This is a genomic window from Desulfovibrio sp. TomC (assembly GCF_000801335.2).
Classification (GTDB): Bacteria; Desulfobacterota; Desulfovibrionia; order Desulfovibrionales; family Desulfovibrionaceae; genus Solidesulfovibrio.
Window position 1 is genome coordinate 1 of sequence record NZ_JSEH01000023.1, and the last position, 26068, is coordinate 26068.

The following is a 26068-nucleotide window of genomic DNA, read 5'->3' on the forward strand; positions in this document are numbered from 1 at the left end:
GGGATCATCCCCCGCGCCGGAGCAACGGTGGTTGCCGTCACGGGCAAACGGGCAGACAGGCATGACCACAACCGACCCGTTTGACACCCCCCATCAAAAACCCCTTAAAAAGCCTCTTCCCGTTGGGGGGTCCGGGGGCCTCAGGCCCCCGGCCGCCGGAGGCATTCTTCTGCCTCGTCGCATCCCCCCTACTCTGTCCGCTGCGCCTTCCGGGCTTCGGTGACGCAGTAGATCCCCTGGCCGGACCGGGCAGGGGCAAAGCACAGGTTGTCGTTGACGCAGGCGGCCGGGGCCGTATCGCCGGCCAGCCAGCGGGCGACCAGTCCGGGTTCGCGGATAAAGGGCCGGGACAGGGCCACCAGATCGGCGTCGCCTGAGGCCACAAGGTCTTCGCAGGTACCCAGGCTGCGGATGCCGCCGACCAGGATCAGCGGCATGGTCACGCCGGCGGCCTTGACCGCCCGGGCGTTCTCCCGATACCAGGCCTCGCCCTCGGGAATGGCCAGACGACCGAGACGGGAAAACGTGCGCTGGCCCGACTCGAACACGCCGCCCGACAACTCCACCCCGTCCAGCCCCGCCGTCTCCAACCAGGACACGACCTGGAGGCTTTCAGCGGCCGTGAAGCCGCCCTCGATGAAGTCGTCGCAGTTGATCTTGGCCAGCACCGGGAAATCCCGACCGATGCGGCCGCGAATGGCTCCCAGGACCTCAAGCAGCAGCCGCGCCCGATTGGCCAGCGATCCGCCATAGGCCCCGGTCCGCTGATTGGTGCGGGGGGACAGAAACTGGCTTAAGCCATAGCCGTGGGCGGCGTGGATCTGCACGCCGTCGGCCCCGGCATCGCGGCAACGGGCCGCTGCCGCCCCGAAAGCCGCCTCGATCCGGGCCAGATCGTCGGCCACCATGGCCCGGCACTGGGGCGCATCGGGCGTCACGGGGGCCGAGGGACCAAGCGCCGGTTCGCCGGTCACGGTCGAGTCGGCCCGGCTCCCGGCATGGGCCAGCTGGACCACGAACCGCCCGCCGTAGGCATGGACCGCCCGGGCCAGCCGGGCGATGCCGGCTTCCATGTCCGGGGTGTGGACGCCAAGCTGGCCGGCCCTGGCCTGGCCGCGCTTTTCCACATAGGCGTGGCTGGAAATGACCAGGCCCACCTCACCCACAGCCAGGGCCTTGAGGCAGGCTTCCAGACGGTCGGACACCGAGCCGTCGACGTTGGCCATGCCCTCGCCGGTGGCCGAGCGTACGAAGCGGTTTTTCACCCGCATCCCGTTGATGACCAGGGGAGTGGCGACCGCCATGGCGTCAGGCTGCGGCAAAGCGCTCAAGGAAACGCTCCAGGTCGTTGGGCTCGCCGTCCTGATAATCATCAGGATAGAGCAGTGCGCCCATGAAAAAAATGCTTTCGAGTTGCAGGGCCAGACCGGCCCGGCGGGCGAAATCCTCAAGACCGGCGGTAAAGGCCACGGCCTCCGGGGTAGCGCTGCCGTCAAGACCGGCAGCGGCCTCTTCCGGCAAGGCCTCAAGGATCAGGCACTTCTCAGTCAAAAGCCGCCGGTGGCCGGCCGTGTCCCCGGACTCGTGCAAAAGCCGCCCGGCCTGGGCTTCAAGCTCCCGGATGCGCCCGGCAGCGTCACGCACAACAGCAAAGGCCGCAGCAGGCACACTTCGTTTGGTCATCGTTCCTCCCTCGGTGGCGGACAGTGAAAGACCCATCCCTCAATGAGTATGACCAAACAGCGCAGTCATGGCAAATCTTTCGGCAACCGCCGGCGACTGCGGCCGTCGCGGTCCTGCGGCCGGGGAAGTTCTTGACGACACGGGGTGGAATCGGTAGATAGAATGTGAAAAATAAGACATGCTTATGAGCGAACCATCCCTGCCGGAACCGGGCATCCCGCCATTGCCCGAAACCAATGCCAGCGACCATGCCCTCGACGGCGTGGCCCGCACGGCTGCCTCGCGTCTGTGTTTTGATGCCGGCGATTACGAATTGCTGCGCATCGTCAACGACGTCCTGGCCCGGCGCGGTTCCTCGAGCTTAAAACGCCTGCTCGCCCCCTACCTCCATCCCCACGGGATCAAGGAGATGGCCGCGCCCAAGGGGCTTCGCATCGCCTACGCCGTCATCCATCTGCTCGGGTCGCTGGAGGCCGGGATGGCCGGCGACCGGCTCACCGCCCTGCGCTCCCTGCGCGACGAGGTCATGGCCGCAGCCGAATCGGGACTGGAAAAAAATACCGCCCGGGTCCTGCTCCAGATCATGAAGGAGCTGGTGCGCGCCCGGGACACCCCCCGCCGCCAGCTGGAACTGGCCCACGACTTCCGAAGCGCCGTCTCCGGCCGTCCCCGGGTGGTGCGAAAGCTCCTGGCCGAATACCATCTGTTGGAAATGCCCGAGGAGTGGAACCAGATCGCCTTTGACGACCACGTCCACGACGCCAATACCAAGGGCCGCAAATCACCCACCCATCTCATCATGGACGCCTGGATCAAGGGCATCCGCCGGCTCACCGTCATCCACTACCATTTCGTGCGCCCGGAGACGGCGGCCGAACTGCTCGAAGCCGCCGCCATCATGGACACGCGCGTGGACATCGGCATCGAGTGCCTGGCCAGCCACCGGGGCGGGCATGTCAAGATCGTCTGGACGCCGCGCGGCTTTGACCGGCCGGAGGAGTGCACGGCGTTTCTCAAAAAGCCCGGGGTGCGCGAATTCATGCGCGAGGGTTTCGAGCTGTCACTGCGCCAACAGCGCTTCGTCCTGGCCCTGCTCGCCGCCTTCAACGACCGCCACCGCCACACCATCCGGGAGCGCTACGGACTGGCCTTGGAGCCGCTTGATCCCGAAGAATTTCTGGCCTTTGTCGGTTCCGGCCAAGCCAGCCTGCTGCATCTGGCCAGATTCATTCACGATGCCCTGCGTCCCCTGCTCGACGCCCAGGCCGACGAGACCATGGACAAGGCCGCCCCCCAGGGAGCCTGCCCCTATCTGGCCGAACGCGACAGCCTGGATGTCGAGGCCCTGCTCGACGATTACCTCTCCCCGGCCGCCAACCCGGAGGTTGCCGCACCCGAGGCCGCCCTCCCGGGCGAAACCCTGCCGCCCCGCCTGACCGTCAGCCCGACCGAACTGACCGAGCGCATAAGCTCCCTGCATTTTCACAACAAGCTGGCCCTGTGTACGGCCGAAATGGCCCTGCCCGACATTCTGCTGGTTCTTTTTGCCTGCCGGGGGAAAATTACCGACTGTGACGCCTTTAATCTGCGCGTCTTTGAAACCGGCGGCGGCGACGGCGGCGAGACCTTGTCCCTGCTTTCCATCGTCAATGCCGGCAACGTGGTGGCCCTAAAGCGCCTGCTCACCCGCACGGCCGATACGGCCGAAGCCGAAGGGACCGGGGAGGTGGCTGCCGCCCTTCGGGCGCTTCGCCAGGACGTGGCCGCCATTGCCGGGGCCTACCGCCAGCGGCCCCTGTCAGCCCGCATCGGCACGGACTCCACCGGCCAATCCACCCGCTGCCACGGCATGGGCCTGGTGGTGGCCGACAGCCTGCCGGCCCGGTCCAGGAAACGGCTGGCCCGGCGCGAGAAGCATCCCGGGCAAAGCCTGCGCCGGGCCATCCCGGTCGGGGTGACGGTCACGCCCCGGGTGAGCACCCTGCCCGATGAGTTTTCCTGTGACCTGTCGGCGCGGTTTTTCCGCTTCCTGCGAAGCCTGCCCGGGCTGCGTCTGGCCGGCTACCGCTACGTCCTGGACTGGGTGGCCCAGCGGTTTTTCAAGGCCACGCCGGCCACGGCCAACATCCACACCCTGGGCGGCATCCAGCAAAAGGCCAGCCAGCGCTTCCTGACCCGGGCCGAGGCGCTGCGCCGGCCCCTTCGCCTGTCCTGGCGCTACTTGAGCAGCACACTGAAAAACACGCTCAAGATCAGCCTGGGATTCGCCGTGGCCGCTGCCTCCTTTGCCAGCGTCAATTCCTGGTGGGTCCTGGCCTGGCTCGGGCCGTTTATCTGGTTTGGCATCACCGGCGTTCGAAACGTCATTCAGGCCGTGCTCGGCTGCGGCGGGCTGCGGCGCACGCCGCTTTTAACCTGGAAGGACTACGTCAGTTTCGACCGGCTGGCCGATTCGCTGCTCTACACCGGCTTTTCCGTGCCGCTGCTCGACATCGTGGTGCGCAGCCTGCTTCTGGGGCAGGGCTTTGACGTCACCACCGCCAGCAACCCCTTGCTCCTTTTCGCCTGCATGGCCGTGGCCAACGGCCTGTATCTGGCCAGTCACAATCTGCTGCGCGGCCTGCCCAAATCCGCGGCCGTCGGCAACCTCTTCCGCTCCGTGCTGTCCATTCCCCTGGCCTTTGGCCTCAACCAGGGCCTGACCTGGCTGCTGGCCCACGGCGGCTGCCCCGACCCGGCCATGGCCCTTGAGCCCTTTGCCGCCATCGTGTCCAAATTCGCCTCGGACTGCGTGGCCGCCGTCATTGAAGGCCTGGCCGACCGGGCCAAATACGTGCGGATGCGCCTTCGCGACTACCGGGAAAAATTCAAGCAGCTCTACGACACCTATTCCCTGCTGGAGCTGCTCTTTCCCAGCGACGACGTGGCCAAGCTGCTGGAAACGCCCAAGGAGTTCATCACCTCCATCGGCTCCCAGAAAGGCGATCTGGACAAGATCGTCATCGTAAATGCTCTGGATTTCCTCTATTTCTGGATGTACCAGCCCCGGGCGCGCACAGTCCTGGCCCGGGCCATGCGGTCCATGTCTTCAGAGGAACGACGGATGTTCCTCCTGTCGCAGTACGTGCTGCTGCGCGAACGCGAAATCAGCCGGCTGTTTATCGAGGGCCTTGTCGGACGCAAATTCGCCCCGGCCCTGTCCTTTTATTTGAGCAACGCCAGACGCTACCTGGACGACCTCCAGGAACTGGCCCTGCGCCATCCGCCGGCCGAACCGCTGACCCTGCAAAACAGCCTGCTCGGCCGCGACGTCCGCCTGGGCGGGCTGTAGGGAGCGCAGAGAGAAAGAGAAGAAGAAAGAGAATAGAGAGCAATAGCCTCCGGCGGCCAAAGGGACTGAGTCCCTTTGGAATCCCCTCCTGGAGGAGTTTCATGTGACGGTCGGCGTTGCCGAGCCGGCGAGCGGCAGTTGCCCGCGAAAAGAGGAGAGAGGGGGCCGGGGCCCAACTCCCGGCCGCAGCCCGGAGGACTGGTTGCTCCCCAGGCCAACGACCGCATGTCTGCCGGTGAGCACTCACCTCGCCTTGCCAGAGACGCGCTCCTGCCCATGGCCCAAGCCATCTGCCGGCCTCACGCGCTCCCCGCCGCCGGTCGCCCGGCGAGGCCCGGCGACGGGGTGTCCTGCGTGCCGGCCCGGCACATCGTAAACGCAGCCTAGGCCGAAGTTGAACCGACGCCGGAAAGGGCATCGGAAATAATGCTGTCCATCTGCTCCATGGGATTGGCCCCGCTTTGCTTGGAATACTGGGCTGCCGCCTGTCCCTGGGCTCCGGCGGCGCCGGTCGGCGGTTCGGGCGGGGTCAGGGAATCCATGGAACCGGAAGACGCGGCGGTCGAAAACTTCGAGGCCATTTCCGAAAGCATCTTGGACGTATTGGAATCGGTCGAGTTGCCGGCCGCTTCGGTCAATTTGTCGGAAATCGTCTGGGCGACGGCCTTGAACTTCTCGGGGTCCGACGAGGCCAGCTCCTTGAGCTCCTGCATGGACTGCCCACCCTTGGAGAGATCGGTGGCGTCGGCGCTCTGGCTGGTCGAAGTGGCCAGAGAGCCGGTCGCAGTCGCGGCCGTGGAACTCGTGGTCGAGGTCAGGCTGGAAAGAGTTGACGAATTGGTGCCATAAGACAGGCTGATAAGATCCGATGACATGGCTTGACTCCTTGTTTGTGATTGCCGTCAGTCAGCTTATCGGCCGGCCCGGAAATTAGTTTACATAGAAATAAATATTATTCGACCGTAACCTTTTTAAAACAACCACGTCTTCTCAAGAAATCCAGCACAACACCTCAAGACAGCCTGCCATGACGACTCCAAGTGCCACAGTATTTCGATACAGCTTGCGCAAAATTTCTGTATTAAAAATTGCACTGGCCATAATCACAGGAACTGAACCGCAAGCATCTTTGGCATTACAGATTGGCCATAGTGGCCAAGCAAGCAAAACCGACACGGCTCTGAAACACTCCAAACAGCTCGTGTCGCCAGGCCGCCTGCATCATCCCCCACGCAAAACGCCGTCGGCCCGGGCTTGGCGCAAGCCCGGGCCGACGGCGTCGTTGACGGCGGCGGCACACTCCCGGCGAGGGGGCTAGAACATCTGTTTGAGCAGATCCTCGCCCTTCCCGAGCGGCGCGTTGGGATCGGTTAAAAACGCCTTCTCCTGCTCCTCGTCCATGATGGTGGCCATGGACCCCTTCTCGGTGCCTTCCTTGAAGGCCATGGGCACGCCGTCCACAGTGCCCATGAAAATGCCGGGCGGACGCGAGAAATCCTCCACCGGGTAGTCTTCCTCAACTGCCTTGCGGTAGGACAGCCAGATGGGCAGGGAGGCCCGGCCGCCGGTCTCGCCCTTGCCCATGGACTTGGGCTGGTCAAACCCGATGTAGCAGCCGGTCAGCAGATAGGGTGAAAAGCCCATGAACCAGGCATCCTGGAAATCGTTGGTGGTGCCGGTTTTGCCGGCAATGGGCCGGCCGAGGACCTTGACGGCGGTGGCCGTGCCGGCCCGGACCACTTCCTTGAGCAGACAATCCATGACGTAGGCGGTCTGCGGCGAAAAGACCTGCTTGATCTCGGGCTTGTTGACCCAGATTTCCTCGCCCCAGGGGCTTTTGACGTCGAGGACAAACCGGGGATTGATGATGGATCCGTCCCGGGCAAAGGCCGAATAGGCCCGGACCATGTCCATCAGATTGACGGCGACCGCCCCGAGGCTGACCGGCAAAAACGGCCCGAAATCCCCGCGCAGCCCCAGTTCATGGGCGCGGTCCACGATTTTTTTCATGCCCACCTGCTGGGCCACGCGCACCGTGACGAGGTTTTTGGATTTGGCCAGGGCGGAGCGGATGGTCATGGGGCCGCCGTAGTCGCCCTCGTAGTTGCCCGGGGTCCAGGCCACATGGGTCCAGGGGTCGACGTAGGTGAACGGACCGTCCATGACCACCGTGGCCGGGGTCATGCCGTTGTCCATGGCCACGGAATAGACAATGGGCTTAAATGATGACCCGGGCTGGCGAAAGGACTGGGTGGCCCGGTTGAACTGGCTCTTTTCAAAGGAGAAGCCGCCCACGCAGGCCAGCACCTCGCCGGTGCGCGGGTCCATGGACACGATGGCCCCTTCGATACGCGGCTCCAGCTGCATGGCCAGCTTCCACATGGGCCGCCCGGACTTGGTCACGACCGCCGGGGCGGGGGTTTCGGCCGGTTTCCCCTTCTTGCCGGCCGGGGCTGCTGTCGGGGCTGGTTTTTCCGCCCCGGGCTTGTCCGGCACGGCGGTCACCGAGGCCCAGACCAGATCGCCCACTTCCACCTTGCCCTTGGCCCAGCTCATGTCCTCGGCCGGTATCAGGCCGTACTTGTCGCCAAAACGGACGATTGCGCCCGAGGGACTCACCTCCTGGACCAGGGCCTTGACCCATCGTCCCGGGTTCAGGAGCGACTCCGGCACGTTGGAACGTTCGTAAAAATCCCCGTATTTGTCTTTCTCCAGCTTCTCCAGGGTCGGCTTGAACCCCCGCCGCTTTTCCGAGGCCACAAGCCCCTCGCGAAGCGCCCGCTCGGCCGCTTCCTGGTGTTTGAGATCGACGGCGGTGTGGACATGCAGGCCGCCGTTGTACACCTGATCCTCGCCAAAGCGGTCGATCAGTTCCCGGCGCACCTCTTCCAGATAAAACGGGGCCACTTCCCAGGACGGATCGGGCATGCTCTTAAAGACCAGGGCCTCGGCCACGGCAGCGTCGTGCTGGGCCTGGGTGATCCAGTTCTGGGCCAGCATGCGGCCAAGGACGTATTTCTGGCGGCTCTTGGCCGATTCAAAATCACGGAACGGGCTGTAGCGGCTGGGAGCCTGGGGCAGGCCGGCCAGCAGCGCCGCCTGGGCAATGGTCAGGTCGCCCACATGGACGCCGAAATAGGTCCGGGCCGCCGCTTCCACGCCGTAGGCCCGGGAGCCGAGGTAGATCTGGTTCAAATAGATGGTCAGGATCTCGTCCTTGGTCAGGTACTTCTCCAGGCGGTAGGCTAAGATGGCTTCCTTGATTTTGCGCGTGTAGCTTTTTTCCGAGGACAAAAGCAGGCGCTTGATGATCTGCTGGGTGATGGTGGACCCGCCCTGCTTGCGGCTGCCCTGCTGCAGGTTTTTGATCATGGCCCGGACAATGGCCGAGAAGTCCACGCCCTCATGCTGATAGAAGGTGGAGTCTTCGGCGGCCAGAAAGGCCTTGGGCAGAAAATCGGGCATTTCCGAGAGCGTCACCAGGAAACGCTTTTCGGAATAGAGGTAGCCGAGCACCTTGTTGCCCCGGGCGTAGATGGTGGTGACCAGGGGCGGGCGGTAGTCGGTGATCTTGCGAAAGCTCGGCAGGTCGCTCGAGGCCCAGTAATAGAGGCCGATGCCGCCGGCCAGACCGGAAACGAGGCCGACGAAACCCAAAATCGCCAGAAGGATAAGAAACTTTTTCACGGGCGGAATCTCGCAGGGGAGGGAGTGACGAAGGGCATGCCTTCCTTGGGGGGAAGCCCCCAGGCCAGACGCAACCGGCCATGGAGGTCACGGACATCGGCCTCGGTGCAGCCAAGCAGGGCCAGCATCCGCAGGACGGTCCGGCCCTGGCGGTTGACCAGACAACCCGGGGCGGCAAAGGCCGAAACGGCCCGACCGGTCATCCAAAACGGGAAGAGCCGGCAATAATACGGACGCACCGGCCTTGGCAAGCAGCAACCGCCGGCGCGCAAAAAGACACAATTGCCGGACGGGTCCACGGCCAGGCGCAGATGCTGTCCGGTCTCGGGAAAAAGTCGGGCCACACGGTCCCGGTCACCCGGGAACAGCCGGGCGAGATTGGCCACGAAGGCCCCGGAATTGGCCTCGGGGACAAAGGCCCCCAGGGTCAGACCCACCTGTTCGATGATGCGGGTGCGCTCCATCTCCGAGACGGGAAAACACAACTCTTCCTGGCCTGGGGACAGCGTGCAGCAGGTGGGACCGGCGGCGGCGCAACGGGCGCAGGCCTCCCCGCCGGGCGGCGGCCCCTTTGACAACAGCGTCAGATCAGCATTCACGGCGACCTCCCGGGCCGCCGCACGCACCGGGGTCCCTCCCCGGCCGTATCCGGCATCCCGGGCCACCATAATCCCGGCGCACCCGGCCGTAAAGGCCCGCACCAGAGCCCTTGGCCCGGGCAACACCCGGGCGTCCCGCCCAACCCCGGCAGACCGGGGCCGGCGGGACGCCCGGCGACGTGGTTAGCGGCCGAGTTTTTCCCGGCCGTAGGCGGTCACTGCCAGACGCCCGTTGTTGTCTTCGAGCAGCCCGAGGTTGACCAGATCGCGGACCATGGGCTGGACCTGGGAGAAATGCCGCACCAGGGCCCGGCTGATATCCTCCTCCGTGGCTGGGGGTTCGCAGACCCGCAGGATGTCCTTGGCGGCCTGGGTGAGCGATCCGTCGGGCTTGACCTGGGGGGTGGCTTCGGCGGCGTCGTACATGTCGGAAGTCATGACAACTCTCTTTTGCAAAAATACCAATCCGGGCAGCTCGGACCGGCGGCCTTGGCCCGTTCTTCGGCCATGGCCTGGGTTCGCGGCGGCGGGGCCAGAACGCCCTCGCCGGGTTTCCAACCGGCAGGCGTGGCCACGCCATGGGCGTCTGTAGCCTGAAGCGCCGCGACAAGGCGCATGATTTCTTCGACGTTGCGTCCCGTGGTCATGGGATAGGCCATAAACGCCCGGATGAACTGACGGTCGTCAATGACAAAAACCACGCGGGCCGGTTCGGTTGCCGACTCGGCCGGCATGGTCATGCCGTAGCGTCGGGCCATCTCGCCGGTGGTGTCGGCAATGAGGGGAAAGTCGATCACAACGCCGAACTTCTCCTCAAGGGACCGCACCCAGGCGATATGCGAGAAGATGGAATCGACCGACAGGCCGAGCAACTCGCAGCCGGATTTGCGCAGCGTGTCGCGCACGCCGGCAAAGGCTATCAGTTCCGAGGCGCACACCGGCGTAAAATCCGCCGGATGGGAGAACAGCACCAGCCAGCTTCCCCGAAAGTCTTCCAGACGCAGGATGCCGTGGGTTGTTTCGGCCTCGAAATCCGGGGCCGGATCGCCGATGCGCGGGACGCAAACGGAAGCGGATTCGGTCATGCAGGCTCCTTGTCGGCCATGGCACACTGCCATGGCCCGGCTCTCACAGCCCTTTTATTAACGCTTCGCTGCGGCGCGTCAAGCGCGCCCGGCCAGAGAAAGACAGGCGCAACGGTCGGTAAGCCCTCCCGGATCAGTCAAGAGAGCGAGCACGGATCGCCGGCCAGCCGGTGCAGGAGCGCCGCCTTGATCTCGTCAATCTGTTCCGGGTCCTCGATGCGCCGCCCGTCCAGGCCGCGCACGTAAAACACGTCGCGCACCCGTCCGGCCGGGGTCATGACCTTGGCCAGATGCGTTTCCAGATGCAATTCCGTAAGCGTTCGGGCGATGTCGTACAAAAGCCCCACCCGGTCGTCGCACGAGACGTCGATGACCGTAAACAGATCCGAGGCCTTGTTGTCGAGCCGGACTGTCGGCGGCGATTTCGGCCCGGCCGGCGTGGCGGCGGCGGCAAAGGAGCTTCGTTTGCGGGCCAGCCGATAGGCCAGGAAGAGTTTGCCGGACAGGGCGTAGCGCACGGCCCGGGCCACCCGGGCAAAGACCTCGTCGCTGTAGATGACGTCCGGCGGATTGCCGGTGCGAAGCGACAGGATGGTCACGCCGTCTTCCCAGACAAAGACGTCGGCTTCGTGGATGGACAGGTCGTGCAGGGCCAGTACGCCGGTGACGGTGGAAAAAAGCGCCTGCACCCGCCGGGCTGCCACGGTCACGGCAAATCCCTCGCCGCCGGGCAAGGCCGTCTGGGTGACGGCAGCCACGTCGCGGCCGCCACGATCACCGGGTTTCATGCGCCGGTCCTCGGCCTCGGCCGCTTCCAGTTCGGCCAGGAGGTCCAGATGCCCGAGGATCGACTCCACGGGCTGGCTGACCAGATAGCGCGGCGGCATGGCCAGCAGCATTTCCTCCAGGGCCTCGGCAGAAAAACGATCCCGGGCCATCTCGCGCAGCCGGTCGCGGGTGGCCAGCATGATCCGGGCGTCGCCGGCAGCGAAAAGACGTCCCTGTTCGATGGCGGCGCGCACCTTGGCGTAGAGGTCGTAGACCAGCGATTCCTTCCAGCCGGTCCAGGCCTGGGGGCCGGTAGCCAGCCCGTCGCAACGGGCCAGGAGCACGAGCATGTCGAGCATCTCCACCGTGGCCACCCGGCCGGCGACCCGGGCCACGATGTTGCGGTCGGCCAGATCCCGGCCGGTGGCGGTCTCGGGCAGGATGAGGTGTTCGCGCACCAGGGCGGCGATGGCGTGGCGGGCTTCTGGCGGGGCCGAAAGCCGGGTGAGCATGTCCTCGGCCAGTTGCGCCCCTTTCTCGGCATGCCCGCCGCCCAGGCCCTTGCCCACGTCGTGGAGCAACAGGCCCCAAAAGGCCAGTTCCGGCCGGGGCAGACCGGCCAGCAGGTCCTTGGCCCGGGACGGGGCTCCCGCCCGGATTTCAGCCAAGAGGCGCACCGCCTCCAGGCTGTGCCGGCCGACCGGATGGACGTGGTAGACGTCGTAGGACACGATGTCCGCAACCCGGGCAAACTCCGGCAGGACCGCCGCAAGCAGGCCGGAAGCCAGCATGGCCTCCATGGCCACGCCGCCGACGTCGACAGCCATGATCTCGCCCAAACGGTCGTAGATCATGCGCCCGGTGCGCGGCGACACCCCGGCCAGCCGCCCCAGCCCCCCGGCCATGGCCCGCAGGCGATGCAAGGTGTCGTGGGAGGGGGGGCGATTGGTGGCCGCGCAGGCGGCGAAGAGGTCAAAAACCAGTTCCATGGCCGCCGTGTCCGCCACCTGCCGGGCAAAACGCAGGCCTTCGGGGGCGTCCTCGATGCCGGCCGAGACTGTCGTGGCCGGGGCTGCCAGATCAATGGCCCCCACCCCTCCGGCCAGAAGCGGCCACACCGACAAGCGAAGGGCCTTGATGTCGGCCATGCGGCGCAAGAGCTGCGACAGGAAGCGTTCCACGGCCTTGCGATCGCCCCGGGGGCCAAAGCCCATGGCCTCGGCCACGCGCTCCTGAAATTCGAAATACAGTTTGTCGTTTTTACGCCCGCAGCACCGGTGCAGGTGCATCCGGGCCGTCAGCACAAACCGGGCGTCCTCCTCCAGGGCGGCCAGGTCGTCGGCCAGGAGCCGGGCATCGGCCTCCCCCCGGGGATCGAGCCGGGTGAGCCAGCGCACCTGATGCCAGTCGCGCAGACCGCCCAGACCGTTTTTGAGATTGGGTTCGAGCATCCCGCCGGCATCACCGTAGTTGCGGCCGCGCTCCTCGTTGCCCCGGGCCAGCCAGTCGGCAAAGGCGGCGGCATGGGCCGGGTAAATCTCGGCGGTAAGGCGCGCCGCCAGACGCGCCGCCACCCCGGGGTCGCCGGCCAGGAAACGCAGGTCAATGAGCGAAGCCAACACTTTGGGATCGCTGGCCGCCAGCTCGCAGCAGGCCCCGACGGTGCGCACCCCGTGGCCGAGCTCCACGCCGAGATCCCAGAGCGGAAAAAAGAGGAACCGGGCCAGTTCGGCGGCGTTTGGCGGCGTGTCGCCTTCGAAAAGGACCAGGACGTCAATATCCGAGGCCGGACACAGCTCCCGCCGGCCGTAGCCGCCAACAGCCGCCAGGGCAAAGGCGGCCGGGCTGCCCTGGTCGGCCTGGGCGGACTGATACTCGGCCAGGCGCTCCCGGAAATAGCGGTCGTAGACGTCGGCGAGGGCGGCCACATAGGCCACGTCCACCTGACCGGCAGCCAGGGCATCGTCGCACAGGCTTTTGCCTTCGACGAGCATGGCCGCGCTGGGCGGCCGGTCAGTCGCAGACGGCATGGACATTCCCCTTCAATGAAACAACCGGGAAGGAGGTTCCCCTCCTTCCCGGTCAATAGGTTGGCAATGGGTCCCCGGCGTCGCGCGTCAGATGGCGGCGTTGCCGGTCTCGCCGGTGCGGATGCGGATGACTTCGTCAATGGTGGAGACGAAGATCTTGCCGTCGCCGACCTCGCCGGTCTGGGCCGCGGCCTGGATGGCCTTGATGACCTCGCCGGCCACGGCGTCCTCGACCACCAGTTCCATTTTGACCTTGGGCACGAAATCCACCTGATATTCGGCTCCCCGGTACACTTCGGTATGACCGCGCTGCCGGCCAAAGCCCTTGACCTCGGAGACGGTCATGCCCTTGATGCCGATGCTGGTCAGCTTTTCCTTGATCTCGTCGAGCTTATAGGGACGGGTGATGACTTCGATCTTTTTCATAATGACGCGCTCCTTTTCTTGCCTAGAGCTGGTAGCCGACTTCACTGTGCTGGCTGACGTCGAGGCCCTTGATTTCGTCTTCCTGGCTTACCCGAATACCGACCAGCAAGTCCACGACTTTGAAGAGGATCAGCGTCATGACAAAGCAGAACACCCAGGTAGCGACCACGGAGACGAACTGAATCCACAGCTGTTCGGGGTTGCCGTAGAACAGGCCGTCGTTGCCAAGCTCGTTGACGGCCTTGGTGGCGAACAGGCCGGTGGCCAATGCGCCGAAGGTGCCGCCGAGGCCGTGGATGCCGACCACGTCCAGGGCGTCGTCGTACTTGAAAAAGCTCTTGGCCAGCACGCCGCAGTAGCACAACCCGCCGGCGACAAGGCCGATCAAGATGGCCGGCATGGGCTGGACAAAGCCGGCGGCCGGGGTGATGGCCACCAGGCCGGCCACCGCGCCGGAGGCCATGCCAAGGGTGGTGGGCTTGCCGCGGTGATACCACTCCACGACAATCCAGCTGAGCGCCGCAGCGGCGGCAGCCAAGTGGGTGGTGACGAAGGCCGAGGCCGCCAGACCATTGGCGGCCAGGGCGCTGCCGGCATTGAAGCCGAACCAGCCGAACCACAGGATGCCCGCGCCCAGGATGGTCAGCGGCAGGTTATGCGGAATAAAGGACTGTTTGCCGTAGCCGTGGCGGCGTCCCAGGTAGAGGACGGCGGCCAGGGCGGAGGCGCCGGAGCTCATGTGGACGACGGCGCCGCCGGCAAAGTCGAGAGCGCCCATCTTGGCCATCCAGCCGCCGCCCCAGACCCAGTGGGCCATGGGACAATAGACCAGAACCAGCCACAGGGTGGTAAAGAGCAGGAAGCCGGAGAATTTGATGCGTTCGGCAAAGGCGCCGGTGATAAGCGCCGGGGTGATGACGGCGAACATGCACTGGAAGATCATGAAGGCCGAGTGCGGGATGTTGTCGATGCCTTCCTTGGCCGCCGTGCCGACGCCGTTTAAGAACATGTAGTCCAGGTTGCCGATCAGGCCGCCGACATCGCCGCCAAAGGCCAGACTGTAGCCGACCAGGGCCCACAGCACCGACACGGTGCCAAGCAGGATGTTGGAGTGCATGAGCGTGCCAAGGATGTTCTTGCCCCGGACCATGCCGCCGTAAAAAAGAGCCAGACCCGGAGTCATAAGCATGACCAGGGCCGCCGAAATGAGCACGAATGCGGTATCTGCCGCGTTCATGGTTTCCCCCTCTGATGACGTTTTTGTCGAACTTGCCGCTACCAGCGCCACAGCCGTTCCATCCCGCCAAAAGCCTCCGCAGCCCTCTCCAAGGCCCGGCGACGGGGGGATGGTCGGTGTGACGGCTTCGGGAATAGCCCAACGTTAACATTTTTGCAACACTAAAAAAACAACTCCGACGCAGTTGGCCACATGCACGGCCCGACTGGCGTATTCCTGGAAAACCGACTATCCTTCCTATCGTAATCACATCCCGGAGGCCTGCCGTGTCCGACAAAATCGCCAAAATCCTGGTGGTCGAGGATGACGAAAATGTCCGCGGTCCGGTCTGCGCCTGGCTGGACCTGTCCGGATACGCTGTGGCCGAGGCGGTCGACGGTTTGCGCGCCCTGGCGGCCATCGCCGCCGAACGTCCCGACGCCGTGCTGCTCGATCTGCGCCTGCCCGGCCTTGACGGCTTTGGCGTCCTGGAAAGCCTGTCCCACGAAAGCGACGCTCCGCCGGTCATCGTCATCTCCGGCCAGGACGGCATCGAGGGCGTCATCCGGGCCTTTCGCCTGGGCGCGGCCGACTATCTGCAAAAGCCCATCCTGAGTTTTGACCTGCTGGGCCACGCCCTGGAAGCGGTCCTGGAACGCCGGAAACTGTCCCGGGCGGTGCGGCAGGCCGAAAACCGCTATTTCAATCTGGTGCAGAACCTGCCGCTGTTGGTCTTTGTCCTGGACGGCCAACTGGAACTGGCCTTTGTCAACAAGTTCTGCCGGCCGCTGCTTGGGTTCACCCGGGCCGAAGCCCTGGACACGCCCGGCTTTTTCATCAGCCGCGTCCATCCCGAGGACCGCGAACAGGTGGAGGCCTGCCTGCGGCGCAGCCTGACCCCGCACGAGCGCACCCGGACTGAAGAATGCCGCCTGCTGCACAAAAACGGCGCGACCATCCATACCCTGCTCCGGGCCATTCCCTCCTCCCGGGACAATGCCCCGGAAAACAGCGTCACCATCGAAGGGATCGTGATCGACATTACCGACCGGGTGGAACTGGAACGGTTCGTCGTGCAGGAAGAAAAGCTCAAGACACTCGGGGCCATATCGGCCGAAGTGGCCCACGAGATCCGAAATCCCCTCTTTTCCATCGCCGGGTTCGCCCACCGTCTGCAGGCCCGGATGCCGGACAACCGGGAGGCCGCCATCATCCTGTCCGAGGCCCGGCGGCTGGAGGACATCCTCGACAAGATCAGCAATTATCTCCATCCGGTGGATCTGCGCCCCAGGCTGTGCTCCCTGGGGGCCATCGTGACTGCGGCCCTGGATTTCCTGGCCCCGGAATTTTCCGCCCGGGGCCTTGCCGCCGAGACCGACCTGGCGGCCAGCCTGCCGGACCTGCGCCTGGACCCCGACCTGCTCACCCAGGTCATGACCAGCCTGGTGCGCTTTGCCGCCAGCCGGATGGCCCTTGGCGGCACGATCCGACTGACCACCTCGCGCCATTCCCGCTACGCCCACTGTGACGTGGGCTTTCTCCCCAGCCGCAACATCATTGACCCGGAGGTGCTGTTTTTGCCCTTCGAGGAAGGCGACGAGCGCATGGGGCTGCCGCTGGCCTACCGCATCGTCAAGAACATGGGCGGTTCCCTGACCTTTTCCCAGCCCGGCCGCGAGGCCGCCTTCACCCTGCAACTGCCCATCGACCCCCTGGCCGACACCCCGGACGACAACGACAGAAGCGACGACGAGGTCGAGGACACGGCCGAGTCCGTCTGGCGTCCGGGGAACGGCCGGGCATGAGCGGGGAATCCTGGCTTCCCCGGCTGCTCGGCTGCCGCCTGCCGCCCGCCCCCGTCATCGTCGACGGCGGGGCCAACAAAGGCCGTGTGGCCGCCCGGCTGCTGGCCGCCCTGCCCCGCGCCCGGCTCCACGCCTTTGAGCCGCAGCCGCGCCTGGCCAGAAAGCTGGCCAAACGCTTTGCCGACGATGCCCGGGTGGTCGTCCATCCCGTGGCCCTGGGCGCGTCGCCGGACACGTTGCCGTTGACGGTCATGTCCCGGCCCACCCTGTCCTCGCTCTACGCGCCCACGGGCATTGCAGACAAGTATGCCGGCGAAATCCTGAGCGTCGCCGAAACCGTTCCCGTGCCGGTGGTCCGCCTGGACGCAGTCCTTGACCGGGCCGACGTCATCAAACTCGATTTGCAGGGCTTCGAGCTGCCGGCCCTTTGCGGAGCCACGGCGCTGTTGCCCGAGGTATCGGTGGTGGTGGCCGAGACGGCGCTCTATCCGCTCTACGCGGGACAGGCGCTTTTGCCGGAACTGACGGCCTATCTGGAAGGATTCGGGCTGGCGCTCGACGGGCTGTACGATTTCTACCGCGACGCCTCCGGCCGCATCGCCTCGGGAGACGCCGTGTTTGTGCGGCCTGCGCCGGGGTGATGGAGAGGGAGAGAAGACGGGGGAATGCCTCCGGCGGCGGCGGATGATCCCCCCGGACCCCTGCACAGGGAAAAATTTTTCAAGGGGGTCTTGGCGCTGGCGGCCCAATCGGTTGGCGGTGGACCTGGACGGCCGAGGTTGGTGTCTGACGGGAACCAACGGCATCACGATTCCTGGCCGCTTCTCATCTTGCCTTACCGAACTTCCGCTCGGCGACTTGGTCGCGCGTCCGGTCAAATCAGACGAACCCCAGGCGGGTTTCCAAAGGGCACTGCCCTTTGGCCGCCGGAGGCACTCTTCCTCTTCTCTTTTCTTCTCTACTCTACTCTACTCTACTCTACTCTACTCTACCGCGACGTCAGCCAGCCGCAAGGCTCTCCAGAAACCGGGCCGTGGCCTGTGCGCCGTCCAGGTCGATGGCCCCTGGCGGCGGGGGCGGCCCGGCCAGGGCGGCGACCATACGCGAAGCCAGGACCAGCGGGGCCAGATCGGCCGGATCAAGCAGGCCAAGCAGCCCCAGCCCGGCCAAGCGCTCGGCCCGAAGGCGCTGCTCCCGGTTCTGGTCAAACGGGGCCGCCAGCCCCCGGCAGCCGGCGGCCAGCAGCCCCATGACGGTATTGTACCCGGCCAGACTGACCGACAGGTCGGCCGCCCGCAGCACGTCGGCAAACCCCTGCGTGAACCGGGCCACCCAGGCGTCGGGGAGGCGCCCGGCCGCCGCCGCCAGACCGGCATAGGCCGCTTCGTCGCAAAAGGGCCCGGAAAAGACCCGCACCGCCGCTTCCGACAACCGAGGATGCTGCCGGCAGGCGGCCAGGACGGCGGCCAGCACGTCGCTCCCCACCTTGCCGCCGCCGGCCGAGGCAACGATCAGGGACTTCCCGTCAGCCACGCCAAGCTCCCGGCGAACCGCCGGCCGCGACCGGACAACGGCCGGAGCCGGCGCGACGTAGCCGGTGTGGATGACCGGCACCGGGATCTCGGCGGCCCGGGCAAAGGTGGCGGACAACGGGAAGAGCGTGGGATCGGCATGGACGCAGACGGCATCGAAAAACCGGCCCAGCCGGTCCAACACCCGGGCTTCGTAGGCCGGCTGGTCCTTTTTTTCGACCAGAATATCGCGCACGCCGCAGACACAACAGCAGCGCCCGAACCGGCCCTCCCGGGCGGCGGCCAGGGCCGGCAGCAGCTCGAACTCAAAGGCCTTGCGGCCAAAGGGATAGAGCTCGACGAAAAAGACATCCGGGGAAAAGGCGGTCAAGGCCGCCAGGAGACGGGCGCTGCGCCCGGCCTTGGCCGTCTCAAGAGCCGGCCCGGCCAGGGTCAGGGCCTGGAACTCGGCATCCATGGCCAGGGGAGGCAGGCGCACCAGCCTGACGCCGTCCGGCAGGGAAGCCGGGGTGTCCGGGCCGCCAAGGATGAGCAGACACTCGTGCCCGGCCAGGGCCGCCACGATTTCCAGGGTACGAAACAGGTGCCCCATGCCCAGCACATGCTGGCAGTAGACCGCGACCTTCACGACCCAGGCAGTTCCATGTCGAGCTGGCCCAAAGACAAGACGCCGCCTTCGCACACCACCTGCTGGATGCGCCCGAGATCAAAGGCCGGCGGTTCGTCCGGCATATAGGCCCGGCCAAGGAGATGGTAGAGGATGGCCTTGATGACGCCCTGGTGGGTGACGACCAGCACATTTTTGCCGCCGTTGGCCCGGGCGGCGTCGAGGAGCGCGTGCTCGGCCCGGGAGCGCACATCGGCCCGGGATTCGCCGCCGGGGGGCTGGAAATGCCAGCCGGACGCCTCGGCCTCGGCCAGCTCCTGGGGGGGGATGTCGCGCCAGTACTTGCCGGTCCAGGCTCCGTAGTGCTGCTCGCGAAGCCGGCGGTCGAGGGTCACGGGCAGACGCAGGACGCGGTTTAGTATGCCGGCGGTGGACTTGGCCCGGCCGAGGTCACTGGCCAGGATACGGGCCAGCGACAGCCCGAGCATCCGGGGAGCCTGGGCTTCGCAAAACGCGATCCCGGCCGGAGCCAGCTCGCTGTCCCATTGGCCCTGGATCCGTTTTTCCAGATTCCACAACGTCGGGGCGTGGCGCATAAAATGAAAAACACAGCGCGACATGGCCTGTCATCCTTGTAGCAAGATCACCGGTCCGGTCGGACACCGCGAGCTTCCGGGTCCAACCGACAAAGAAATTCGTCCAACCCCGTGGCCACGGCCTGGCAGGCGTCGGTCAGGGCCGGGGCCAGGGCCTTGACCCGGGCCACATCGCCCGAGGCTGCGGCCTGCTCGGCCTCGGCCGCCAAATCCCGCATGGTTCCGGCCCCGAACATGGCCGCATTGCCCTTGAGCGTATGGGCCACGCGCTCGCAGGCGACCAGATCGCCCGCCTGCATGGCCCCGCCCAGGGCGGAAAGCTGCTCCGGCACCGAGGAGACGAACTCCCGGCCCACCCGGGACAGGAGTCCGGCCTTGCCCCGATACTGGGCCACCAGGGCATCGGTGTCGATGATCCCGCCCAACCGGGCCAGATCGCAGGGATTGCCCCCGACAGGAGCCCGGCCGCGCCGGGCCAGCACCTTGGCCACCACCGAGAAAAAGATCTCCACGTCAATGGGCTTTATGATGTAGTCGTCAAAACCCGCGGCCAGGAAACGCTCGCGCTCCTGATCCATGGCATAGGCCGAAAGTCCCACCACCGGCAGTCCCGGATCGATGTCCATGTGGCCGGCCCGGATGGCCCGGGTGGCGGCCAGCCCGTCCATGACCGGCATCTGGATGTCCATGAGCACCACATCCACGGCGTGGGCGGCCAGATAGTCCAGGGCCACCCGGCCGTTTTCCGCCAGGACCACTTCATGGCCCCGGCTTTCCAGCAGATCGGAGGCAAAGATGCGGTTGACCCGGTTGTCCTCGACCAGAAGGATGCGCAGGCTTGGCGGCATCTCGCGCCGAACTGCGGCAAACGGATCGAACCCGACCCGCCCGCCCGCCGCCGGCAGCACTTCAAAGGGACATTCCAGCCAGAAGACGCTGCCCTTGCCCGGGGTGCTGTCCACGAACACGCCGCCGCCGAGGAGTCCGGCCAGCCGCCGGCAGATGGCCAGTCCCAGGCCCGTGCCGGCCTGACGCTTGGTCAGGCCGCCGTCGACCTGGGTGAAGCTGTCGAAAATACTGGCCAGCTGGTCGCCCGGGATGCCGACGCCGGTGTCCACCACGGCAAAACGCAATCCCACCCGCTGTCCCAGGCTGCCCGGCGACTGACTGCGCTCCAGCAGGCTGGCCCGCAGGACCACGCTGCCGCGTTCGGTGTATTTGACGGCATTGTTGACGAGGTTGCGCAGGATCTGACGTAGGCGCAACCCGTCGCCGCGCACCGTGCCGGGCAGGTCCGGCCCCAACTCCAAGGCAAGGGCCAGGCCCTTGTCCCGGGCCAGCACTTCCTGTTCCTTGACGACGGCATCCAGGCAGCGGGGCAGGTCAAAGGATTCGGCCTTGATCTCCAGGCGTCCGGCTTCGATTTTCGAGTAGTCGAGGATGTCGTTTATAATCGAGAGCAGCGTGGAGGCCGACTCCTCCACCACGGCCAGACGCTGGCGCTGGCTGGGTTCGAGGCGGTCGCGCAGCATGAGCTGGACATAGCCGAGCACGGCGTTGAGCGGCGTTCTGATTTCATGGCTCATGTTGGCCAAAAATGCGCCCTTGGCCTGGCTGGCCGCTTCGGCCCGCTCCAGGGCGGCAGCCAGTTCGGCTTCAAGTTTTTTCCCGGCCGTCACGTCGCGCACGATCTCGACCACAGCGGTCACGGCCCCGGCGGCATCAAGCAGCGGATAGCAGAAAAGTTCCACCCAGCCGGCCGTGTCCGTCGGGTCACCCTTGGGCACCACATTGATGGCCAGCTTGCGGGTGGCCATGGCCCGCAGCGACGGACAATCCTGACACGGGGCGGAAAGGCCGTGGAAAACGTCGTGGCAGCGTTGCCCCACCAGTTCGCCCCGGCCCGGGTACATGCCGCGCAACATCCGGTTGGCCGAGAGCACCGTCATGTCCGGGGACAGCACGCACACCCCGTCCTGGATGCCGGCCAACACTGCCTCAAGAAAATTGTCCCGATCCCGCAGGGTGGCCGCCAGCTGCCCGGATTCGGCGGTCTGGGCAGCCAACTGGCGGCCAAGCGCCTCGACTTCGGCCGCGCCGCAGGCCACGGCCGCTTCCAGGGCGACAATCCCCTCCCTGGCTGCCGCGACGGCCCGCCGCTGTTCGGTGACATCCAGGACCACCCCCACAATGCCCCGGACAACTGCGTCTCCCCCCTCATTTTCGATGACGAGGGTTTTGTGGATATCAAGTTCCCGCAGACCGACCGGACCCGGCAGGGCGGTTTCAACAACCTGGACGCCGCCCTTGGCCAGCAGCACGGCGTCACTTTGCCCGCACTCGGCGGCAAAGGCATGCTGCCGCACCAGCCCGTCAAGCGAACCGCCGATAAGCTGTCCGCGCGGGATGCCGAGCAGCCGCTCGAAAGCCTGGTTGCAGCCGTTGTAACGTCCCGAGGTGTCCTTGTAATACACCGGCAGCGGCAGGGCTTCGAGCATGGCCCGGGAAATGGTGTGCTGCTGGCGCAACCGCATCTGGGCCAGCTTGCGCGAGGTGATGTCCCGGCCGACCGCCTGATATTCGACCAGCTCCCCTTCGGCGTCAAAAATGGCCCGGTGGGTCCAGCGCTGCCAGCGCACCCGGCCGTCGGGGCGCAGCACCCGGTGCTCAAAGCCGGTGGTGGGACGATGGGGGCACAGCGAGGCAATGCGCCGGGACACGACGGCCGCCTCCTCGTCGTGAATGGCCGGCTGGAAATTTTCCTCGATGCAGGCCTCCGGCGTCTTGCCCCAGTAGCGGGCAAAGGCGGCGTTGACAAAAGTCAGCCGGCAGGCCGGATCGAAACGGCAGATGAGCTCGGTCTGGTGCTCGACGATGGAGCGGTAGCCGGACTCGGCGGCCAGCATGGACTCCGGGGGCACGCCCACCGGAAAATCGGCGCAGGAACCCTCCAGCAACAGCGGCGATCCCAGGCTGTCGCGCACGGTCCGCATGACGCAGTAGACGCGCCTGGAGTCGCCGTCGCGGCGAATCGTCCGGGTCTCGAAGGCCACGGGCTCGGGCTGGGACAGGGCGCGCACCAGCAGATTGCGGCGCTCAGGCACGTCCAGGCGCAGCGGATGGGCGGCCTGCCGGGACTGGCGCAGACAGTCGGCCACGTCGCGGTAGCCGAAAAGCCGGGCCAGGGAACTGTTGGCCGCCACCATCCGGCCCTGAACATCGAGCCGAAACAGGCCCTGGGAGGCGTTGTCGTAGAGGTCGCGGAAGCGTTCGGCCTGTTCGCGAAGACGCAGGGATTCGGCGTCGGCCAGAATATGGGCCAGGGCAGCGGCCACGTCGGTCCAGGTAAGCAGACCCAGCAGATAGCCGGCCGGATCGGTGACGGCCAGCCGCCCTGCTCCGGCCCCATCCATGCCGGCCAGCCCTTCGGCCAGGGGCAACTGGGGCGAAATGACGGCCACCGGCGCGCGCATGACGGCTTCCACCGGCACATCCCTGATATCCGTGCCGCCGGCCAGCAGACGCACGGCGTCGCGGGCCGTGAACATGCCGCGGGGCTTGTCGTTCTCGGTGACCACCACGCCGCCAACGCCCATGCGCACCATACGGCCAAGGACGCAGGACAGCTTCTCGCCAACAGCCCCGGTGACCACGGCCCGGGCCATGGCGCTGGCCACGCTGCGATCTGCCAATTCGTCCAGGGACCCGCACAGCCGGGCCACATGAAACGGAGCCAGCATGCCAAGGGCCCGGCCGGTGGCGTCCACCACGGCCAGACGCCGCGACGGCGCGGCCAGCAGATGGCGCAGGGCGGCGGGCAGGTAATCGCTTTCCGGGGAGACGGCCACCGGGTCCATGACGTCGCGCACGGCCAGATGCGACGCCTGGACGGCATCCTGGCACAGCACCCGGGCCAGCCCGCGGGTGGTGACCACACCCAGGGGACGGCCGCCGTCAAGAACCAGGGCCTCGCCCACCCCGGCCCCGAGCAGGGTCCGGGCAGCCTGGGCGGCAGTGGTCCACAGTCCAAGCGTCAGGGGCGACGCCGGGGGCAAGTCGCGCAGTGGCGTTTCGTGCAACTTGGCCATGACGGCTCCATCCTCAACCGGCCCGCCGCCACGTTCGCGACGTCGGCTATGCCTCGGCATCTTCCGTGACTGCCGATAATTTTTGAGAGGTCAAAATTTTACCACGAGACCGGCCGCTTGGGCCAGTGCCATTTTCAGCCCTTCCCGGCCAGCCGCCGCAACACCCCGGCCACGATCCCGTAGTTGCGGTTGCGGTCATGCCTGTCGCGGACAGACGTTCGGGCCGCCTCGCCCATGGCCAGACGCCGTTCCCGATCCATGACCAGGGCGGCCAGGGCCTGGCAATAGGCCGCATTGTCCCCGGGCGGGGTGAGCAGCCCGGTGCAGCCGGCCGCCACCACCTCGGGCACGCCGCCATTGGCCAGGGCCACCACCGGCAGTCCGGCGGCCTGGGCTTCGAGATAGACCATGCCGAGCGACTCGCCAATGCCCGGAAAGGCGAACACATCCCCGGCGCTTAGGACCGCCCCCAGCCGCTCGCGGGGAACGCACCCCAAAAACAGGTGCCGCCCCGGCAACTCCTGGCCGGCCAGGGCGACAAGCCTGTCGCGCATCTCGCCGTCCCCGGCGACAACCCAAAAAAAGTCCAGCCCCGACCGGGCCAGCTCACCCAGCCGGGCAATAAGATAGGTCAGACTTTGGGTCTTCACGTCGTTTCGAAACATGGCGGCCGTGACAATGACCGGGCGGCCGGACACGCCCCACTCCTGGCGAAAGCTCCGCCTGGCCTCACCGTCAAAGGCAAAGGCCCCGGGATCGATGCCGGGGCGCACGTAAGCGATTTTCTCCGGCGGCAGCAGACGGCGCAGATTTTCCACATCCAGACGGCGGTTGGAAAAAACCAGGTTAGCCGCCAGCAGCGAACGGCGGTTTAGCTCGTAGCCCAGGCGGGTTTTCAGACAGCGGCGCTGTTTGGTGGAATAGACGCCCTGGAAGATCACATAGGGAATGCCAAGCTCCCGAGCCACGTAGGGGCCGATAACGTCCGGGGATTTGTAGTAGGCGTGGTAGGTGAGAAACGCCTGCGCCCCGGCCTTGGAGGCTCTTTCCAGGGCCTGTCGCCGGGCGGAAAGCGCCTCCAGCCACAGCCTTGGCCGGGCAGAGAACCAGCGCGACCGAAAACGGCTGGGCACTGTCAGGTCCAACCCCTGTCCGGCCAGGGCCGAGGCCAGTTCCCGGCCGATGGTACGGTCCCCGGACGGATCGGGGTGATCAAGGGGCTTAAACGGCGCGTAGAGAGCGACGTTCACAAGACCCGCCCGGCAGCGAAGGCCCCGGGCGTGGAGCCGGCGTATTCGGCGAAAATGGCGGCCAGACGGCGGGTGTTGGCTGCATTGTCGAACTCGGCGGCAACCACTTCCCTGGCCGCCCCGGTCAGCCGATCTCGAAGCCCGAAGTCGGTCAGCAACCGGGCGACATTGGCGGCCAGGGCCTTGGCGTCGCCCGGGGGACAGGTCAGGGCCGTTTCTTCATGGCGGGCCAGTTCCGGCAGGGCCGAGACGTCGGTTGCCGCCACCGGCACGCCCATGGCCATGGCCTCCACCACCACGTTGGGCACGCCGTCGCGGTCGCCGTTTGGCAGCACCCGGCAGCCAAGGACAAAGGCGTGGGCAGCCCGGTAGAGTTCCAGCACCTGCTCATGGGGCAGCGCCCCATGAAACCGCACCCGGCCGGCCAGGCCCAGCCGGGCCGCCTGCCGGGCCAGAGCCTCCCGGTCCTCGCCCGCGCCCACCAGGTCGTAGGTGAAATCAATCCCCTGCCCGGCCAGCACCGCCAGGGCGTCGAGGACGGTATCCAGGCCCTTTTTGGCCGTCAGCCGGGCCACGGTGAGCAGCCGGTAGGGCGGGCCGTTAGCCGGACGCGCCCCGCCGCCGGCAAAGAGCGACAGGTCGATGCCGTGGTAGACGCCAAAGACCGGCGTGCCGTTTGGCGAGAGCTTTTTGAGATAGGCGACGTTGGCCATGGTGCAGGTGACCACAAAGGCGGCCCGGCCGATCTTTTCGGCCAGCCGGACCGGATCCTGGGTCCAGACGTCCTTGGCGTGGCCGGTGAAGCTGACCGGCGCGCCGCACATCAACCCGGCATACATGGCGACAGAGGTCGGCGAATGGGCGAAGTGGGCGTGCAGGTGCGGCGATTCGCCGGGGCGCAGGGCCTCCTGGCACAACAGTCCGGCCTGGAGCAGATGCTTGACCGTGGCCGATTTGGGCGACTGGATGAAATGGCGCAGCATAAGCCCGGCCGCCCGCAGCCAGCCCCGGGGATGGGCCGCCAGGGTTCGCACCGCTGCAGCCGCCAACCGGGGCAGGGCCGGCAAAATCGCTTCCGGCAGATAGACCACCTCGGCCCGGATACGCCCGACCGAGGCATGGCTGAAGTCTTCCCGGGGCTTTCGCATGGACACGATACGCACCGTGAAGCCAAGGCTCTCCAGCAACAAAATTTCGTTGGAAATAAACGTCTCGGAGATCCTCGGATACCCCTTGAGCACCATCACCAGCACCGGCTTGCCACATCCCGCCATCAGTCTCTATCCATCCTCGTTACAACATTCCCCGCCGCCGGGTCCGGGGGTCTCTTCCCGTCTTCCCTCACAAACGACTGTTCGTCCCGGT

General features: G+C 66.2%; 18 protein-coding genes. 3 read left to right on the plus strand and 15 right to left on the minus strand.

The annotated features are described in order from the left end of the window. Window positions 1-188: 188 nt before the first annotated feature. On the minus strand, window positions 189-1331 hold the full coding sequence (locus NY78_RS17835) for an NADH:flavin oxidoreductase (RefSeq protein WP_331428931.1): 1143 nt from the start codon (window positions 1329-1331) through the stop codon (window positions 189-191). Next, a complete protein-coding gene (locus NY78_RS17840) occupies window positions 1309-1683 on the minus strand; it encodes a hypothetical protein (protein WP_047960272.1) in 375 nt (124 codons plus the stop codon). The genes NY78_RS17835 and NY78_RS17840 overlap by 23 nt, the downstream gene beginning before the upstream one ends. Before the next feature lie 184 nt (window positions 1684-1867). On the opposite strand from NY78_RS17840, the gene NY78_RS17845 reads away from it, so the two are divergent. After that, window positions 1868-5014: a hypothetical protein gene (locus NY78_RS17845; protein WP_043639122.1), complete on the plus strand. Its 3147-nt coding sequence runs from the start codon at window positions 1868-1870 to the stop codon at window positions 5012-5014. A gap of 383 nt (window positions 5015-5397) precedes the next feature. On the opposite strand, the gene NY78_RS17850 is transcribed toward NY78_RS17845, so the two are convergent. From NY78_RS17850 to NY78_RS17885, 8 genes are all read right to left on the minus strand, one after another. After that, entirely contained in the window at window positions 5398-5889 is a 492-nt protein-coding gene (locus tag NY78_RS17850) for a hypothetical protein (protein WP_043639005.1), read from the minus strand. A 439-nt stretch (window positions 5890-6328) separates the two neighbouring features. Beyond that, a complete protein-coding gene (locus NY78_RS17855; RefSeq protein ID WP_043639008.1) occupies window positions 6329-8701 on the minus strand; it encodes a penicillin-binding protein 1A in 2373 nt (790 codons plus the stop codon). Then, window positions 8698-9300 (minus strand): YkgJ family cysteine cluster protein, encoded by a 603-nt coding sequence (locus NY78_RS17860; RefSeq protein WP_156180981.1) that lies wholly within the window; start codon window positions 9298-9300, stop codon window positions 8698-8700. The genes NY78_RS17855 and NY78_RS17860 overlap by 4 nt, the downstream gene beginning before the upstream one ends. A 183-nt stretch (window positions 9301-9483) precedes the next feature. Continuing rightward, window positions 9484-9738 carry a hypothetical protein gene (locus NY78_RS17865; RefSeq protein ID WP_043639011.1) on the minus strand — a complete coding sequence of 85 codons (255 nt, stop codon included), beginning with the start codon at window positions 9736-9738 and terminating at the stop codon, window positions 9484-9486. Then, window positions 9735-10385, minus strand: a complete 651-nt coding sequence (locus NY78_RS17870) for a peroxiredoxin (RefSeq protein WP_043639014.1) — start codon at window positions 10383-10385, stop codon at window positions 9735-9737. The genes NY78_RS17865 and NY78_RS17870 overlap by 4 nt, the downstream gene beginning before the upstream one ends. A 137-nt stretch (window positions 10386-10522) precedes the next feature. Beyond that, window positions 10523-13183: an HD domain-containing protein gene (locus NY78_RS17875; protein WP_043639017.1), complete on the minus strand. Its 2661-nt coding sequence runs from the start codon at window positions 13181-13183 to the stop codon at window positions 10523-10525. An 87-nt stretch (window positions 13184-13270) separates the two neighbouring features. Beyond that, window positions 13271-13609, minus strand: a complete 339-nt coding sequence (locus tag NY78_RS17880; protein ID WP_043639018.1) for a P-II family nitrogen regulator — start codon at window positions 13607-13609, stop codon at window positions 13271-13273. Window positions 13610-13631: 22 nt separating this feature from the next. Next, window positions 13632-14846 carry an ammonium transporter gene (locus tag NY78_RS17885; RefSeq protein WP_043639021.1) on the minus strand — a complete coding sequence of 405 codons (1215 nt, stop codon included), beginning with the start codon at window positions 14844-14846 and terminating at the stop codon, window positions 13632-13634. A 266-nt stretch (window positions 14847-15112) separates the two neighbouring features. Between NY78_RS17885 and NY78_RS17890 the strand changes: the two genes are divergently transcribed. Both NY78_RS17890 and NY78_RS17895 read left to right on the plus strand, forming a co-directional pair. Next, window positions 15113-16630 carry an ATP-binding response regulator gene (locus NY78_RS17890; protein ID WP_043639024.1) on the plus strand — a complete coding sequence of 506 codons (1518 nt, stop codon included), beginning with the start codon at window positions 15113-15115 and terminating at the stop codon, window positions 16628-16630. Continuing rightward, a complete protein-coding gene (locus tag NY78_RS17895; protein ID WP_043639027.1) occupies window positions 16627-17271 on the plus strand; it encodes an FkbM family methyltransferase in 645 nt (214 codons plus the stop codon). The genes NY78_RS17890 and NY78_RS17895 overlap by 4 nt, the downstream gene beginning before the upstream one ends. 358 nt (window positions 17272-17629) lie before the next feature. Here the strand turns inward: NY78_RS17895 and NY78_RS17900 are convergent, their stop codons facing one another. The 5 genes from NY78_RS17900 to NY78_RS17920 form a co-directional block, all read right to left on the minus strand. Then, window positions 17630-18790: a glycosyltransferase family protein gene (locus NY78_RS17900; RefSeq protein ID WP_043639030.1), complete on the minus strand. Its 1161-nt coding sequence runs from the start codon at window positions 18788-18790 to the stop codon at window positions 17630-17632. Beyond that, complete coding sequence (locus tag NY78_RS17905) at window positions 18787-19389, minus strand: histidine phosphatase family protein (RefSeq protein WP_043639033.1); 603 nt, start codon at window positions 19387-19389, stop codon at window positions 18787-18789. The genes NY78_RS17900 and NY78_RS17905 overlap by 4 nt, the downstream gene beginning before the upstream one ends. 23 nt (window positions 19390-19412) lie before the next feature. Next, a complete protein-coding gene (locus tag NY78_RS17910) occupies window positions 19413-23453 on the minus strand; it encodes a PAS domain-containing protein (RefSeq protein ID WP_043639036.1) in 4041 nt (1346 codons plus the stop codon). Window positions 23454-23587: 134 nt separating this feature from the next. Further along, window positions 23588-24703 carry a glycosyltransferase family 4 protein gene (locus tag NY78_RS17915; protein WP_043639038.1) on the minus strand — a complete coding sequence of 372 codons (1116 nt, stop codon included), beginning with the start codon at window positions 24701-24703 and terminating at the stop codon, window positions 23588-23590. Then, window positions 24700-25977, minus strand: coding sequence for a glycosyltransferase (locus NY78_RS17920; protein WP_043639041.1), 1278 nt, complete (start codon window positions 25975-25977; stop codon window positions 24700-24702). The genes NY78_RS17915 and NY78_RS17920 overlap by 4 nt, the downstream gene beginning before the upstream one ends. Window positions 25978-26068 lie beyond the last annotated feature (91 nt).